Genomic DNA, 16,084 nt, shown 5'->3' with positions numbered 1-16,084 from the left:
ACCCCGACAGGATGTTACTGCCGGGGTTTTTGTTAAATGACCTCTTCAATCACCCACACGCTGACGCTGCCGCCGTTGCAGAAGAATGTCGTCTCTCCGTTTTCGTCGGTAACCACGCTCTCTTCCCGATTCCCCAGATAATCACGCCAGGTTTTATTGGCATAATTTTCCCCGAGATTAATGGTTTTTTCGCCATCATCCCCATTGGAGAGCACCACCACGCAGCCGGGATCGTCATCCGTGCCGCTGCGGCTAAAGGCGATACAGTTGGGATGGTCGAAGTACAACGTCTGTATGCCGTGGGCGAAGCGCTGGCGGGCAAGGATCAGTTCATCAAGTTGTTCAATGATCGGCATGTCGATGGTATAAGTCTCGCCGTCGCCGCCAGTGTCTTCATAGTGCGCGCCGTAGAGGTCCGGGTAGAAAACCGACGGAACGCCGTTTTCCCGCAACAGAATCAGCGCATAGGCCAGTGGCTTAAACCAGGCTTCAACGGGGGCTTCCAAAGCCTGTAGCGGCTGGGTGTCATGGTTAGCAACCAGCGTGACGGCGTGGAACGGGTCGGCCTCTACCAGCGTGCCGGTAAAGATCTGGCTCATATCGTAGTCGCGTCCCTGGCGGGAGGCTTCGTGGAATTTCATCTGTAGCGGGGCGTCGAACAGCATCGTTTTGCCGTCAACCTGGTCAATATAGGTTTGCAGCTTGTCCACTTCGTGCGACCAGTACTCGGCAACGATAAACAGCGGTTTTGGCGCAACCTCCTGAACGTGCTCGATCCATTCTTTATAGAACCACGCCGGAATATGCTTCACGGCGTCGAGACGAAAACCGTCGCAGTGGGTTTGCTCCATCACCCAGCGCGCCCAGTATTTTATCTCCTCGGTTACCGCATGGTTGCGGAAATCAATATTCTCGCCCATCAGATAATCGAAATTACCCAGTTCATTATCAACCTGATCGTTCCAGCCCTCACCGGTGTAGTCGTTGACGATTTTGAAGATGCCATCTTCATGCGGATTTTCAATGTGGTCGATCCCGCTAAAGCACTTAAAATCCCAGACAAACTGTGAGTATTGCCCGCCGCGAACGGGGAAGGTGTAACGCGTCCAGCCTTCGCACTCCACGATCTCGTCATCGATTTGCGTGCGGTCATCTTCATTGACTCGCTGAACCCGTATCGCCTCTTTTTCGTCGGCGCCCATTTTGTGGTTCACCACCACATCAAGTAGTACAGCGATCTCATTTCTTTTCAGGGCGTCGATTGCTGCCAGCAGCTGAGCTTTATCACCATACTTGGTGGCGACGGAGCCTTTCTGATCAAATTCACCCAGATCAAACAGATCGTATGAGTCGTAGCCGACTGAATACCCGCCCGACGCCCCTTTATAAGCAGGCGGTAACCAGACCATATTGATACCGATATCATTGAGGCCATCAGCGCGCTCAGCCAGTTCAGACCAGAGTTTGCCGCCATTGGGGTAATACCAGTGAAAGTACTGCAACAACGTGGGGTTTTTCATCTTCCTTGCTCCAGAAGTCGACAAGCCGACCTCTGGAGTATGGAAGATTTTTTGCAACGTGGCGGGACATTATTGTGGTGCGGCTGGCGCGTCAGGTACCAGAAGCATACCGGAGAGGCGACCGTAAGCGTTATTCAGCGATTTCTGGCGGGTTGACTGGCCGATCAAATGACTCAGTTCGTCGAGGCGCTGTTGTAGCAAGCCTTTGAGGATCTGCTCATTATCCAGCGTCTGCTTGATATAGCCAGCAACCAGATCCTGGACACTTCGCGTAATGCCCTGTGGAGTTTGTGCTTCCATGACCGTTTCTATACTTTGTAAGTAGGTAACTTCCTGTTCCAGTAGTAGGTCCCACTCACCACGCTGTGCAAGCTCTAACAGCGACTGACTCAGCAGCGCGATGCGCTGCCAACGGTTGATAAACTCCACGTCTAAGGTCATTAACGAGACTCCTGGGAAGATGCTTTGGGTGAGATCTGTTTCCAGGCATCTGCAATGTTGCTGAGTAACCCTTCAACTTCTTCGAGCGACTGAATGTCATTTTGCAAGTTAGCCTGCAACAAGCGGCGAACCATATAGTCGTAAAGATCGGAAAGATTGGCGGCTATCTCACCGCCTTTCTCCTGATCCAGACCGGCTTTAAGGCCGTTGTCGATAATGTTGATCGCCTTGCTTATGGCTTCGCCTTTGGCGGTGGTTTCACCCTGCTGCATAAACAAACGAGCGCGTACTAAGGCGCTGTTTGCGCCGTCAAATAACATCTCAATCAGCTGGTGTGGACTGGCACTCATCACGGCGCTCTCCACGCCAACCTGCGCATACGCTTTAGTACCGCTCGCGGAATACATGTCTACCTCGTGTTATCAGGAATTACTCATCGCCGAAAATTGCTGGCTGAGATAAGAACTGGTGTTATTGAGCTTGCTCATCATGGTATCCAGTTGGGTAAACTGGGCTTTATAACGAGCGACCGTTTCATCAATGCTGTTGCTGACCGACAGGTATTGTTTGGTCAGACTTTTCAGCGTGGCGTTAATATTGTCTTGCGCATTATCGATAATGCCGTCATCGGCCAGGTAACCTTTCACTTCGGTCGCAATTTTGGTGGTGATCCCGGTCTCTTTGCCATCGCCGACCAGCAACTCGCGCACGGATGCCGTGTTGTCTTTCAGGGATTTAGCCAGCTTATCATCATCAATTTTCAGCTTACCGGTCGTTCCGTCCTGAGTGATGCCAATCTCAGCCATTGTTTTGAACGAAGAGTTGCTGCCGCTGTTAGCAAACTGAGCGCGAATGCCGGTCTGAATGGTGCGCAGCACGCTGTCGCCGAGAAGCGCGCCGTTCTTATCGCTGGATACTTCGCCGGGCTCGACTTCATTGTATTTTGTCAGAGTGCTGAAGGTATCAACCAGAGAGTTATAGGCGTCCACCCAGCCTTTAATGGCTTCGGTTGCTTTCGCGTCATCTTTCGTGACGGTCACGGTGGCATCCGTCACTTTTTTCGTCAGATTTAACGTCAGACCCTGCGGCGCATCCGTCACCGTATTGCTCTGACGAACGATGTCTATCCCGTTGACGTTAAGCTCAGCGTTCTCCGCTTTTACCAGCTCCTTCATATTGCCGGTGCCGGTGGTGCTGTCATAGGCCAGTAAATCGTTAAGTTTGCTGTCCCCCTCAACAGAAATCTTCATCGTGTTGTCAGTGCCGCTGGCTGCGGTAAGTACCAGTTGATACTTATCTTCAGAGACTTTCACGATACTGGCGGAAATTCCGCTATCGGCATCGTTGATCGCGTCACGAACCGCTTCCATGGAGGTGTCGCCTTTATCGAGCTTAATCTCCAGCGGTTTTTCGCGTCCTGGTTGTTCAATTTTAATGGTGCGTGAGGAAACCGAGGTGTCGCCAAGCTGTTCTTTGGTGGTGGCGAAGGTCGCATCGGTTGCCAGGGATTGTGCTGCGGCAAGATTATTGACCGTAATTTTATACGTCCCCGGAGCCGCCCCTGCGGTTGTACTAACTTTAAGGTCTTCGGTGGTACTGGAGGCGACCGTGGTTTTAAACAGATCGGCTTTATTTAACGCGGTGTTCGCGGTCTGGAATTTTTCTAACGCGCTTTTTAGCGAGCCGTAGGCCGTTAACTTTGCAGTGTTTGCGCTCTGCTGTGTCGTGATAGGGGTTAAACGTCCTTTTTCAGAGGTGGTCAGGTTAGCCAGCAGCGTGTCCAGCGGTAAGTTAGATCCGACGCCCAGTGATGAAATTGAAGCCATGGCCTTCTTCCTTATGATTGCAAACAGTAGATAAGCGCTTTATCGGCAATCTGATGGCAAAGTTTAATGATAATTTCGTGAAAATAATGCGCAGATTAATGGCTAATAAAGTGGTTATTTCGTGGGCTAAGAAAAAAGTCAGCGGAAGCTAAAAATTATCTAAAGTTCGAATTTAAGGTGCCGATACAAGGGTTACGGTGAGAAACCGTGGGCAACAGCCCAATAACATCAAGTAGTAATTGATAAGGAAAAGATCATGGCACAAGTCATTAATACAAACAGCCTGTCGCTGTTGACCCAGAATAACCTGAACAAATCTCAGTCCGCACTGGGCACCGCCATCGAGCGTCTGTCTTCTGGTTTGCGTATCAACAGCGCAAAAGATGATGCTGCAGGTCAGGCGATTGCTAACCGCTTCACTTCCAACATCAAAGGCCTGACTCAGGCTTCCCGTAACGCCAACGACGGTATTTCTATCGCGCAGACCACTGAAGGCGCGCTGAACGAAATCAACAACAACCTGCAGCGTGTACGTGAACTGGCCGTTCAGTCCGCGAACAGCACCAACTCCCAGTCTGACCTGGACTCCATCCAGGCGGAAATTACCCAGCGTCTGAACGAAATCGACCGTGTATCCGGTCAGACTCAGTTCAACGGCGTAAAAGTGCTGGCGAAAGACAATACCCTGACCATCCAGGTTGGCGCTAACGACGGTGAAACCATTGATATCGATCTGAAACAGATCAACTCTCAGACCCTGGGTCTGGATTCACTGAACGTGCAGAAAGCCTATGATGTGGAAGGTAAAGGCGTAACGACCAAAACGTACGCCAACAATGGTACCGCTCTGGACGCAACTGGTCTTGATGATGCGGCTATTAAAGCGGCGACAGGTGGTACAACAGGGACCGCGACTGTTACAGGTGGTGCAGTTAAGTTTGACGCGGATAGTAATAAATATTTTGTTACGATCGGTGGCTTCACTGGTGGTGATACTGCCAAAAACGGTGATTATGAAGTCACGGTGGCAAACGATGGTACCGTTTCTCTGGCTACTGGCGCGACTCCAACGACAATGCCTGCCGGCGCGACAACCAAAACTGAAGTTCAGGCATTAACTGAAACACCTGTCGCCGTCTCCGCTGCTGCTAAAGATGCATTGAAAGCGGGCGGCGTTGCCACTGCGGATGCGGATGCGGCAGAACTCGTCAAGATGTCTTATACCGACAAAAACGGTAAGACAATTGATGGTGGCTATGCCCTGAAAGCGGGTGATAAATATTATGCCGCAGATTACAACGAATCCACCGGTGCGATTTCAGCCAAAGTGACTAACTATGTTGCCGCAGACGGAACATCTAAAACGGCTGTAAACCAGCTGGGTGGCGTAGACGGTAAAACGGAAGTTATCACTGTTGATGGTAAAACCTATAACGCGAGCAAGGCTGCGGGTCATGACTTTAAAGCCCAGCCTGAACTGGCTGAAGCCGCGGCTAAAACCACCGATAACCCGCTGCAGAAAATCGACGCCGCTCTGGCACAGGTTGACGCACTGCGCTCCGATCTGGGTGCGGTACAGAACCGTTTCAACTCTGCTATCACCAACCTGGGCAACACCGTAAACAACCTGTCTGAAGCACGTAGCCGTATCGAAGATTCCGACTACGCGACCGAAGTGTCCAACATGTCTCGCGCGCAGATCCTGCAGCAGGCGGGGACTTCTGTTCTGGCTCAGGCCAACCAGGTTCCACAAAACGTACTGTCTTTACTGCGTTAATCAAGCGATTAACGTATCAGGAAGTCGTACACAATTAAGGCAGCGAAAGCTGCCTTTTTTAATTCAGGAGCCTGTGCAATGAAAGAAATTACCGTCACCGAACCCCACTTTGTCACCACCTTTTCCTGTAGTGGTTCCTCATGTCGGGACCACTGCTGTAAGGGCTGGAAAATTACGCTGGATAAGGCGACGGCCAATAAATACGTATCCAGTAAAAACGAGACGATTCGTAAAATCGCCAAAGAAAATATCATCCTGCTTAAAAAAAATGTGAATCACTGGGGCGAGATAAAACTGCCGTCAACGTTGGGAAATTGTCCTTATCTGGATGAGGAGCGTTTATGTCTGGTACAAAAAACGCTGGGGGCAAAAGCGCTGAGCCGGACCTGCTCGGTTTTTCCACGCGCTCAGCATATCTATAAACATGAAGTCAGAAATACCCTCAGTCTCGCCTGTCCGGAAGTGACCTCGCGGATCCTGAACGATCCCGATGCTATGGTCATTAATGATAAAACGGTGATTCAACCCCAGTTCAATACCGCACCGGTATTTCAGCCCGAGCAGAAACTGCTGAATCTGTTTTGTCTGAGCATCATTAACCACGCCGGAGTTCACCCGGAGGCTGCGCTCTACGCGCTGATCAAATTTATGATGGTGACGCAGAAGTTCACCCGAATCGATGATGACGCCCTCGCCGAACTTGAGCAGGTGTATGTCACGCTGGTTGAACAGCTCCGGTCCGGCGAGCTGGCGCAGGAACTTCGCGGAATTAACACCGACGGTAAAGTCAAAGTCTCGCTGGTCCTGCAGATGCAGAATTACTTCCGTTCCCTGCCGCTCAGCCGCGGTAGCGTCATCCTGGATCAATACATCCAGTGCTTATTGCGTACGCTCACGGCAGAAGAGGGCGTTGCGATGGAGCAACGCGTCAGCGAAACGGAAAGGCGGCTGGAAAAACTGCTACAGGAAGATCGGCAGCACAGTGCCTATGCTCTGCGAAATTTTATCCTCTATAAGATCTGGGAAAATAACTTCCCCAACCAGCCAGAGGTTGAGCCATTACGCGCTCTGTATATGATTGTGGCGGAATACGCCTTTATTAAATTGCTCATCGCCGCCAGCGCCCGCGAGCGCGGACGTCTGGAGTGGGATGATGTGACAAACATTGTTTACAGCTTCCATTCCCGCAGTCAGCACAACCGCGAAGTGGCCGCGCATTTCCACCAGTATATCGAGACGGTAAGATCAGGGGACGATCTGTCGATGATTCATTTATTATCATAATTTTGTATGGGAGGCACAGAAGTGCCTCCCTGCCTGCTATCTCTCTGATCTCTATCGTCCTTTTTTTTCATTAGAAAAGTGTGTCTGGCTACATAAGTAAAATAACCCTTCTTTTATAGCCTTATTCCTCCGATAGAACGCCCTCCAGAAACGGATAATCATGCCGATAACTCATTTAACGCAGGGCTGTTTATCGTGAATTCACTGTATACCGCTGAAGGTGTAATGGATAAACACTCGCTGTGGCAGCGTTATGTACCGCTGGTGCGTCACGAAGCATTGCGCCTGCAGGTGCGCTTGCCTGCGAGCGTAGAACTGGACGACCTGCTACAGGCGGGCGGCATCGGGTTATTGAATGCAGTCGACCGATATGACGCTCTGCAAGGAACGGCATTTACGACTTACGCAGTGCAGCGTATTCGTGGGGCGATGCTGGATGAACTACGCAGCCGGGACTGGGTTCCGCGTAGCGTCCGGCGAAATGCCCGCGAAGTGGCGCAGGCGATGGGACAACTGGAGCAGGAGTTAGGGCGTAACGCAACGGAAACTGAAGTGGCGGAACGTCTGGCTATCCCTGTTGAAGAGTATCGTCAGATGTTGCTCGATACCAATAACAGCCAGCTCTTTTCGTACGACGAGTGGCGGGAAGAGCATGGCGATAGTATCGAGCTGGTGACGGACGAAAATCAGCAGGAAAACCCGCTGCAACAGCTTCTTGAGAGCAATTTACGCCAGCGCGTGATGGATGCGATTGAAGCACTTCCCGAACGTGAACAGCTGGTGCTAACGCTTTACTACCAGGAAGAGCTCAATCTCAAAGAGATTGGCGCGGTGCTGGAAGTGGGCGAGTCGCGGGTCAGCCAGTTGCACAGTCAGGCCATAAAACGGTTACGCATTAAACTGGGTAAGCTATAGGCGGCTTTGTCGTCGCTGAAAAATGCCGCACAACGTATTGAATACCAGGAGTTCTCATGACGGTGCAGCAATCTAAAAGACGGCCACTAAGCCGCTACCTTAAAGATTTTAAACACAGCCAGACGCATTGCGCCCATTGCCAGAAGCAGCTCGACCGCATCACGTTAGTACGCAAGGGAAAAATTGTGAACAAGATTGCGATTTCCCGGCTGGATACGCTGATGGATGAAGCGCAATGGCAAGAGGAGCGCAAAGAGTGGGTCGCGCTGTGCCGTTTCTGCGGCGATCTGCACTGCAAAGAGCAGTGCGACTTCTTTGATATTGTCGGCTTCAAACAATTCCTGTTCGAACAAACCGAAATGAGCCACGGCACCGTGCGTGAATATGTTGTTCGTTTGCGCCGTCTGGGTAACCATCTTAGTAAACAAAAGATCTCCCATGACCTGCTGGAAGAGGGATTTCTGGATGAAAACCTGGCTCCATGGTTACCAGAAACCAGCACTAACAACTATCGCATTGCGTTGCGTAAGTACGAACAGTATAAGGCGCATACGCATCCCGAACTGATACTGAAATCCTCCTTTACGGCGACTTCTGATATATATTAAAAATGAATATATACCCTCACTAATTCGCGTTGCGGGACAAAACGGCGTGGTCGTTTTGTCCTGCAACGCCTGTCATTTAGGGTATAAGATATAACGGAGTCGTGTTTGTGAATGCGAATTAACCCTCTACAATACAATCATTAATGACAATATTTTGGGGTAACTATGAAATTAGCACTTCTGGGACGTCAGGCGTTGATGGGGATGATGGCTGTTGCACTTGTCGCGGGAATGAGCGTGAAGACCTTTGCCGATGAAGGCCTGTTAAATAAAGTTAAAGCGCGCGGCACGCTGTTGGTCGGCGTGGAAGGAACGTATCCTCCGTTCAGCTACCAGGGCGATGATGGCAAGCTGGCGGGTTTTGAAGTGGAATTCGCCGAAGCGCTGGCAAAACATCTGGGGGTTAAGGCAACGCTGAAGCCCACCAAATGGGACGGTATGCTGGCTTCTCTCGACTCCAGACGTATTGATGTGGTCATCAACCAGGTCACCCTCTCTGACGAACGTAAGAAGAAATATGATTTCTCTACCCCGTACACGGTTTCCGGTATTCAGGCGCTGGTAAAAAAAGGCAATGAAGGAACCATTAAAACGGCGGCAGACCTGAAAGGCAAAAAAGTGGGCGTCGGTCTGGGAACCAATTATGAAGAGTGGTTGCGCCAGAATGTAGACGGCGTGGACATCCGCACTTACGATGACGATCCGACGAAATATCAGGATCTTCGCGTAGGCCGTATCGATGCGATCCTGGTCGATCGTCTGGCTGCGCTGGATCTGGTGAAGAAAACCAAAGACACGCTGGCGGTGACGGGGGAAGCCTTCTCCCGTCAGGAGTCTGGCGTGGCGTTGCGCAAAGGCAACGACGATCTGCTGAAGGCGGTGGATGCGGCCATTGCTGAAATGCAGAAAGATGGTTCCCTGAAGGCGCTGTCTGAGAAATGGTTTGGGGCGGATGTGACCAAATAATCCGCTGAATGACAAAAAAAGGCGCTTTAATTAGCGCCTTTTTTATTGCATCTGTTTTGTACATGCATAATAACAAGAGCATCACAACAATGAATAACGGAGGTTGCATGCCACTGCATAACTTAACGCGCTTTCCACGCCTGGAATTTATCGGTGCTCCGACGCCACTCGAATATCTGCCACGCTTTTCTGACTATCTGGGGCGCGACATTTTTATTAAACGCGATGATGTCACGCCAATAGCAATGGGCGGCAACAAGCTGCGCAAGCTGGAGTTTCTGGCGGCGGACGCCCTGCGTGAAGGCGCAGATACGCTGATTACCGCCGGGGCGATTCAGTCTAACCATGTCCGACAGACCGCGGCCGTGGCGGCGAAGCTGGGTTTACATTGCGTCGCGCTGCTGGAAAACCCGATTGGCACCACTGCGCAAAACTATCTGACCAACGGTAACCGGCTGCTGCTGGATCTGTTCAATGTGCAAATCGAGATGTGCGATGCGCTGAACGAACCGGATGCACAGCTTCAGGAACTGGCGACCCGCATCGAAGCACAGGGTTATCGTCCGTATGTTATTCCGGTGGGCGGTTCGAATGCTTTAGGTGCGCTGGGATATGTGGAAAGCGCGCTGGAGATTGCACAGCAGTGTGAAGGCGCAGTCGCGCTCTCTTCGGTAGTGGTTGCCTCCGGCAGCGCCGGGACGCATGCCGGACTGGCGGTGGGGCTGGAACAACTGATGCCGGATGTGGAACTGATTGGCGTGACCGTGTCGCGAAAGGTTGCCGATCAAAAGCCGAAGGTCGTCACCCTGCAACAGGCCGTCGCAAACGCGCTTGAACTGACCGCCACGGCGGATATTTTGCTGTGGGACGACTATTTTGCACCGGGTTACGGTACGCCAAACGATGAGGGGATGGAAGCCGTGAAGCTGCTGGCGCGCCTGGAGGGTATTCTGCTCGATCCGGTCTATACCGGGAAGGCAATGGCCGGTCTGATTGAGGGGATTAGTCAGAAGCGCTTTAAAGATGAAGGGCCGATTTTGTTTGTTCATACCGGCGGGGCGCCAGCGCTGTTTGCCTACCATCCTCACGTGTAATCACGGATAAGCTCATGCAAGAAAGTATCCAACTGGTCATTGATTCTCTGCCATATTTGCTCAAAGGCGCGGTATTTACCCTTCAGTTGAGTATTGGCGGGATGTTTTTCGGCCTGCTGCTGGGGTTTATCCTCGCCCTGATGCGCCTGTCGCCGCTGCTGCCGGTTCGCTGGCTGGCGCGTTTGTATATCTCCGTCTTTCGCGGCACACCGCTTATCGCCCAACTGTTTATGATCTATTACGGTCTGCCGCAGTTTGGTATCGAGCTGGATCCGATCCCGGCTGCGATGATTGGTCTGTCACTGAACACGGCAGCCTATGCCGCAGAGACGCTGCGTGCGGCCATTTCTTCCATCGACAAAGGCCAGTGGGAAGCGGCAGCCAGTATCGGGATGACCCCGTGGCAGACAATGCGGCGCGCCATTTTGCCCCAGGCGGCTCGCGTGGCGTTACCGCCGCTGAGTAACAGTTTCATCAGTCTGGTGAAAGATACTTCGCTGGCCGCAACCATTCAGGTACCGGAACTGTTCCGGCAGGCGCAGCTGATCACCTCGCGCACGCTGGAAGTCTTTACCATGTATCTGGCGGCTTCGCTGATTTACTGGATTATGGCAACGGTGCTGTCGTCGCTGCAAAACTACTTTGAAAATCAACTTAACCGCCAGGAGAGAGAGCCGAAATGAGTGCTATCGAAGTGAAAAACCTGGTGAAAAAATTTCATGGACAGACCGTCCTGCATGGTATCGATCTGGATGTGAAACCCGGTGAGGTTGTGGCGATTATCGGTCCCAGTGGTTCGGGCAAAACAACGCTGCTGCGCAGCATCAACTTGCTGGAACAGCCGGAAGCCGGAACCATTAAGGTGGGAGAGATTACCATCGACACTGCGCGTTCGCTCAGTCAGCAAAAAGGGTTGATTCGCCAGCTGCGCCAGCATGTGGGATTTGTGTTCCAGAGCTTCAACCTGTTCCCTCACCGGACGGTGCTGGAGAACATCATAGAAGGTCCGGTCATTGTCAAAGGCGAAGCGAAAGAGGGGGCGACAGCCCGTGCGCGTGAGTTGCTGGCGAAGGTCGGTCTGGCAGGGAAAGAGAACAGCTACCCACGTCGCTTGTCCGGCGGGCAGCAGCAGCGGGTGGCGATTGCCCGCGCCCTGGCGATGCGTCCGGAGGTTATCCTGTTTGATGAGCCAACCTCTGCGCTCGATCCTGAGCTGGTGGGGGAGGTACTGAGCACCATCCGACAGCTGGCAGAGGAAAAACGCACGATGGTCATCGTAACGCACGAGATGAGCTTTGCCCGCGATGTGGCAGATCGGGCGATATTCATGGATCAGGGCCGAATTGTGGAACATGGACCGGCAAAAGCATTATTTGCCAATCCTCAACAACCGAGAACGCGTCAGTTTCTGGAGAAATTTCTGTTGCAATAAATAAGCCTGCAAAATCATCCGGAATGGATTCGTTTCGGATGATTTTGCATAATTATGGACAGGCTCTGCATGGTTATTACGCTTATCGTCTGCCGCTGGTCGTGTCCCTGAAATGGCTCAAATCTCTGACAGATATTTTGTATAGATAAATTATGTTTATGTGTTAGTTTGTTTTATTCATTATAATGATTATCACTCTCAGGGGCGTGACTTATCAGTATGCAGGATAATGACTTTTTTACCTGGCGACGGACGATGCTGCTGCGTTTCCAGGAAATGTTGACGGCAGGGGATGTCTACAGTGAATTACAGCGTCAGACTCAACGGCTGGAATTTGATTATTACGCGCTCTGTGTCCGTCATCCCGTGCCGTTTACGCGACCCAAAATTTCCCTGCGTTCGACCTATCCCGACGCATGGATTGCCCATTATCAAGCCGAGAACTATTTTACGATTGACCCGGTATTAAAGCCGGAAAACTTTCGTCAGGGCCATTTACCGTGGAACGATGCGCTATTTAGCGAAGCGCAGGTGATGTGGGATGCGGCCCGTGCGCATGGCTTGCGCAAGGGGGTGACACAATGTGTCATGTTAGCAAACCGGGCACAGGGATTTCTTTCCGTCTCACGTGCGGGCACACAGAGCAGAATGCCGTTCACGCCTGATGAGGTGGAACTGAGGCTGCAGCTGCTGGTTCGTGAAAGCCTGGCCGTTCTGCTGCGGCTGGAAGACGACATGGTGATGACGCCGGAAATGCGTTTCAGTAAGAGGGAAAAAGAGATCCTGAAATGGACCGCAGAAGGAAAAACATCGTCTGAAATCGCGATGATTCTGTCGATATCGGAAAACACCGTCAACTTTCATCAGAAGAATATGCAGAAGAAATTTAATGCCCCAAATAAGACGCAGATTGCCTGCTATGCGGCGGCGACAGGGCTGATTTGAAAGGGTAAACGTTCTGCGTGTCAGACGCAAAAACCGGCTGAGAGCGCTGTCGCTTCCAGCCGGTTTTTATTACTGGCGGTAAGCTTGTTTAATTTGCTTAACAGTGCTGGAAAATACTGCGGCCTGCGCGTTGTCTTCAATCTGCGCGATCTGTTTTTCCATTTTAAGAATCACGCGTCCTGCATCGGCTTGCCCCATCGCCTGCAGCATCAGCGTTAACATGGCTTTCAGGCAGTTGACTTCGTTAGCCAGTTCTTGATTATTCTCGGCGGTGGAAAAATCAGGCGTACTCATTTATTTTCCTCGTTGTGTTTCATTGAAAATGTGCGATGACGAAAGTTAAGGCGGCGGAGTATACCATAAGCAATGCTAAAAATAGCACTGGTTGTTTTTTGTTCGCGCATTGCGCCGACGGCATGAAAATAAACAATGCGTTAAGTGGATATAATTCCTGCAGTCGAGGCGTATTTCATCTGTTTGAATCGTTAATTATTGTTACAAAATTGCTTTTCTATTTATCAGTTAGGGAAATGCAAGTGAATTTTTTGTCACTATTCTGAAACGCCTTACCAATAATTGCGAACGTAACTTGCTGCAAGTAGTGGAGGTTTCCACAAAATGTACAGTCTAATTTCCAAAAACGAGAGCGAAATCGGAAGACTGGCATTTTTTACGTTTTAAAGTTGAGATAAAAACCGCTAATATATGGTCGATTCACTATCAGTAGCGTTATCCCTATTCTGGAGATATTCCTTTGATCAACGTTCTTCTTGTTGATGACCACGAACTGGTGCGCGCAGGGATACGACGCATTCTGGAAGACATAAAGGGTATTAAAGTTGTCGGCGAAGCATGCTGCGGCGAGGATGCAGTAAAATGGTGTCGCGCAAACGCCGTCGATGTTGTATTGATGGACATGAACATGCCGGGTATCGGTGGTCTGGAAGCGACGCGTAAAATTGCCCGCTCAACGGCCGATATTAAAGTGATTATGTTGACCGTCCATACTGAAAATCCGTTACCCGCTAAAGTTATGCAGGCCGGAGCCGCAGGTTATCTGAGTAAAGGCGCCGCGCCCCAGGAAGTGGTTAGCGCAATTCGTTCGGTTTTTTCCGGGCAGCGATACATTGCGTCAGACATCGCTCAGCAGATGGCGTTGAGTCAGATCGAACCTGAAAAAACGGAAACGCCGTTTGCCAGTTTGTCTGAGCGTGAGTTGCAGATTATGCTGATGATCACCAAAGGCCAGAAGGTTAATGAGATCTCGGAACAGCTGAATCTCAGTCCTAAAACGGTGAACAGCTATCGCTATCGTATGTTCAGTAAACTAAACATTCATGGTGACGTTGAGTTGACTCACCTGGCAATTCGCCACGGCCTGTGTAATGCGGAGACGTTGACAAGCCAGTGAGTGAAGTAAGCGATCAGTTTGACGCAAAAGCGTTTTTGAAAACCGTGACCAGCCAACCCGGCGTTTATCGTATGTATGATGCCGGTGGTACGGTTATTTATGTCGGGAAAGCCAAAGATCTTAAAAAACGGCTTTCCAGCTATTTTCGCAGTAATCTGGCATCGCGTAAAACGGAAGCGCTGGTTGCGCTCATTCGACAGATAGACGTAACGGTGACGCATACCGAAACCGAAGCGCTGCTGCTGGAACATAACTACATCAAGTTATATCAGCCGCGCTACAACGTGTTACTGCGCGATGACAAATCTTACCCCTTTATCTTTCTCAGCGGCGATACCCACCCGCGTCTGGCGATGCATCGTGGTGCGAAGCATGCCAAAGGCGAATACTTTGGCCCGTTCCCTAATGGTTACGCTGTGCGCGAAACGCTGGCGCTGCTGCAGAAAATTTTCCCCGTCCGCCAGTGTGAGAACAGCGTTTACCGCAATCGCTCGCGTCCTTGCCTGCAATATCAGATTGGTCGCTGTCTTGGCCCTTGTGTGGCCGGGCTCGTCAGTGAGGACGAATACACACGACAGGTGGAATACGTCAGGCTGTTTTTATCAGGTAAAGACGATCAGGTCTTGACCCAGCTGATCGCGCGGATGGAAAAGGCCAGCCAGAGTCTCGAGTTTGAAGAGGCCGCACGCATACGCGACCAGATCCAGGCCGTACGTCGGGTGACGGAAAAACAGTTTGTCTCTAATACCGGGGACGATCTGGATGTGATTGGCGTGGCCTTTGATGCCGGAATGGCCTGTGTGCATGTGTTGTTTATCCGGCAGGGGAAAGTGTTGGGAAGCCGCAGCTATTTCCCGAAAGTGCCTGGTGGAACAGAACTGGGTGAAGTGGTTGAAACCTTCGTTGGTCAGTTCTATCTGCAGGGCAGTCAGATGCGGACGCTTCCGGGCGAGATCCTGCTTGATTTTAATCTGAGCGATAAGACACTGCTTGCCGATTCATTGTCTGAGCTGGCGGGACGACGCATTAATGTGCAGACCAAACCGCGCGGCGATCGCGCGCGTTATCTGAAACTGGCACGCACGAATGCCGCGACGGCGCTGACAACCAAATTATCCCAGCACTCAACCATCACCCAGCGCTTGATCGCGCTGGCGACGGTACTGAAACTTCCGGCGGTTAAGCGGATGGAGTGTTTCGATATCAGCCATACGATGGGCGAACAGACGGTGGCCTCCTGTGTGGTTTTCGACGCCAATGGTCCACTGCGTGCAGAGTATCGTCGTTATAATATTACCGGTATCACTCCGGGTGATGATTACGCGGCGATGAATCAGGTACTGCGTCGGCGTTATGGTAAAGCGATTGAAGAAAGTAAGATTCCGGACGTGATCCTGATCGATGGTGGTAAGGGACAGCTGGGGCAGGCGAAGACCGTATTCGCTGAACTGGATGTGCCGTGGGATAAAAACCATCCTCTGCTGCTGGGCGTTGCAAAGGGCGCCGACCGTAAGGCCGGTCTGGAAACGCTGTTTTTTGAACCGGAGGGGGAGGGCTTTAGCCTGCCGCCGGACTCGCCCGCGCTACACGTTATCCAGCACATTCGCGACGAGTCGCACGATCATGCCATTGGCGGTCACCGTAAAAAACGGGCGAAGGTGAAAAACACCAGCACGCTGGAGACTATCGAAGGCGTTGGTCCAAAACGTCGACAAATGTTGTTGAAATATATGGGCGGTTTGCAAGGATTACGTAACGCAAGCGTTGAGGAAATTGCAAAAGTGCCAGGTATTTCGCAAGGTCTGGCAGAAAAGATCTTCTACTCGTTGAAACATTGAGGTCTCTGTAGCAACATAGGGGTAATT

Annotated in this window: 17 protein-coding genes; 11 read left to right on the top strand and 6 right to left on the bottom strand. The window is 51.3% G+C overall.

Annotated elements, in window-relative coordinates; translation table 11 throughout:
- Window positions 1-32: 32 nt before the first annotated feature.
- The 4 genes from amyA to fliD form a co-directional block, all read right to left on the bottom strand.
- Window positions 33-1,520, bottom strand: coding sequence for an alpha-amylase (amyA, locus tag C3432_RS01535; protein ID WP_103774939.1), 1,488 nt, complete (start codon window positions 1,518-1,520; stop codon window positions 33-35).
- A 69-nt stretch (window positions 1,521-1,589) separates the two neighbouring features.
- Window positions 1,590-1,961 (bottom strand): flagella biosynthesis regulatory protein FliT, encoded by a 372-nt coding sequence (gene fliT, locus C3432_RS01530; protein WP_103774938.1) that lies wholly within the window; start codon window positions 1,959-1,961, stop codon window positions 1,590-1,592.
- Window positions 1,961-2,368: a flagellar export chaperone FliS gene (gene fliS, locus C3432_RS01525; protein WP_103774937.1), complete on the bottom strand. Its 408-nt coding sequence runs from the start codon at window positions 2,366-2,368 to the stop codon at window positions 1,961-1,963. Before fliS ends, fliT begins: the two co-directional genes overlap by 1 nt.
- A 15-nt stretch (window positions 2,369-2,383) precedes the next feature.
- Window positions 2,384-3,787 (bottom strand): flagellar filament capping protein FliD, encoded by a 1,404-nt coding sequence (gene fliD, locus C3432_RS01520; protein WP_103774936.1) that lies wholly within the window; start codon window positions 3,785-3,787, stop codon window positions 2,384-2,386.
- 256 nt (window positions 3,788-4,043) lie between these two features.
- Between fliD and C3432_RS01515 the strand changes: the two genes are divergently transcribed.
- The 9 genes from C3432_RS01515 (at window position 4,044) to sdiA (ending at window position 12,808) form a co-directional block, all read left to right on the top strand.
- Window positions 4,044-5,564: a FliC/FljB family flagellin gene (locus C3432_RS01515; protein ID WP_103774935.1), complete on the top strand. Its 1,521-nt coding sequence runs from the start codon at window positions 4,044-4,046 to the stop codon at window positions 5,562-5,564.
- A gap of 78 nt (window positions 5,565-5,642) precedes the next feature.
- Window positions 5,643-6,848 (top strand): flagellin lysine-N-methylase, encoded by a 1,206-nt coding sequence (gene fliB, locus C3432_RS01510; protein WP_103774934.1) that lies wholly within the window; start codon window positions 5,643-5,645, stop codon window positions 6,846-6,848.
- 195 nt (window positions 6,849-7,043) lie between these two features.
- Window positions 7,044-7,763, top strand: coding sequence for an RNA polymerase sigma factor FliA (locus C3432_RS01505; protein WP_103774933.1), 720 nt, complete (start codon window positions 7,044-7,046; stop codon window positions 7,761-7,763).
- A gap of 56 nt (window positions 7,764-7,819) precedes the next feature.
- Window positions 7,820-8,371, top strand: a complete 552-nt coding sequence (gene fliZ / locus C3432_RS01500) for a flagella biosynthesis regulatory protein FliZ (protein ID WP_103774932.1) — start codon at window positions 7,820-7,822, stop codon at window positions 8,369-8,371.
- Between the two features lie 165 nt (window positions 8,372-8,536).
- Complete coding sequence (tcyJ, locus tag C3432_RS01495; RefSeq protein WP_103774931.1) at window positions 8,537-9,337, top strand: cystine ABC transporter substrate-binding protein; 801 nt, start codon at window positions 8,537-8,539, stop codon at window positions 9,335-9,337.
- Window positions 9,338-9,444: 107 nt separating this feature from the next.
- Window positions 9,445-10,431, top strand: coding sequence for a D-cysteine desulfhydrase (gene dcyD, locus C3432_RS01490; RefSeq protein WP_103774930.1), 987 nt, complete (start codon window positions 9,445-9,447; stop codon window positions 10,429-10,431).
- A gap of 14 nt (window positions 10,432-10,445) precedes the next feature.
- Window positions 10,446-11,114 carry a cystine ABC transporter permease gene (tcyL, locus tag C3432_RS01485; protein WP_103774929.1) on the top strand — a complete coding sequence of 223 codons (669 nt, stop codon included), beginning with the start codon at window positions 10,446-10,448 and terminating at the stop codon, window positions 11,112-11,114.
- A complete protein-coding gene (gene tcyN, locus C3432_RS01480) occupies window positions 11,111-11,863 on the top strand; it encodes an L-cystine ABC transporter ATP-binding protein TcyN (protein ID WP_103774928.1) in 753 nt (250 codons plus the stop codon). Before tcyL ends, tcyN begins: the two co-directional genes overlap by 4 nt.
- A 219-nt stretch (window positions 11,864-12,082) precedes the next feature.
- Window positions 12,083-12,808, top strand: coding sequence for a transcriptional regulator SdiA (gene sdiA / locus C3432_RS01475; RefSeq protein ID WP_103774927.1), 726 nt, complete (start codon window positions 12,083-12,085; stop codon window positions 12,806-12,808).
- 69 nt (window positions 12,809-12,877) lie between these two features.
- On the opposite strand, the gene C3432_RS01470 is transcribed toward sdiA, so the two are convergent.
- Together C3432_RS01470 and C3432_RS27885 are read right to left on the bottom strand one after the other, a co-directional pair.
- Window positions 12,878-13,102 (bottom strand): DUF2594 family protein, encoded by a 225-nt coding sequence (locus C3432_RS01470; protein WP_103774926.1) that lies wholly within the window; start codon window positions 13,100-13,102, stop codon window positions 12,878-12,880.
- A 19-nt stretch (window positions 13,103-13,121) separates the two neighbouring features.
- Window positions 13,122-13,226 (bottom strand): hypothetical protein, encoded by a 105-nt coding sequence (locus C3432_RS27885; RefSeq protein WP_445432935.1) that lies wholly within the window; start codon window positions 13,224-13,226, stop codon window positions 13,122-13,124.
- Between the two features lie 336 nt (window positions 13,227-13,562).
- Here C3432_RS27885 and uvrY point away from each other — a divergent pair, with 336 nt between their 5' ends.
- Both uvrY and uvrC read left to right on the top strand, forming a co-directional pair.
- The gene (uvrY, locus tag C3432_RS01460; protein WP_103774924.1) at window positions 13,563-14,219 is read left to right on the top strand and encodes a UvrY/SirA/GacA family response regulator transcription factor; all 657 of its coding nucleotides are present in this window, start codon (window positions 13,563-13,565) and stop codon (window positions 14,217-14,219) included.
- The gene (gene uvrC / locus C3432_RS01455) at window positions 14,216-16,057 is read left to right on the top strand and encodes an excinuclease ABC subunit UvrC (protein WP_103774923.1); all 1,842 of its coding nucleotides are present in this window, start codon (window positions 14,216-14,218) and stop codon (window positions 16,055-16,057) included. The genes uvrY and uvrC overlap by 4 nt, the downstream gene beginning before the upstream one ends.
- Window positions 16,058-16,084: the final 27 nt, after the last annotated feature.

Source organism: Citrobacter amalonaticus (assembly GCF_002918555.1).
Taxonomy (GTDB): domain Bacteria; phylum Pseudomonadota; class Gammaproteobacteria; order Enterobacterales; family Enterobacteriaceae; genus Citrobacter_C; species Citrobacter_C amalonaticus_A.
This window is presented reverse-complemented; position numbering and strand designations above follow the sequence as displayed.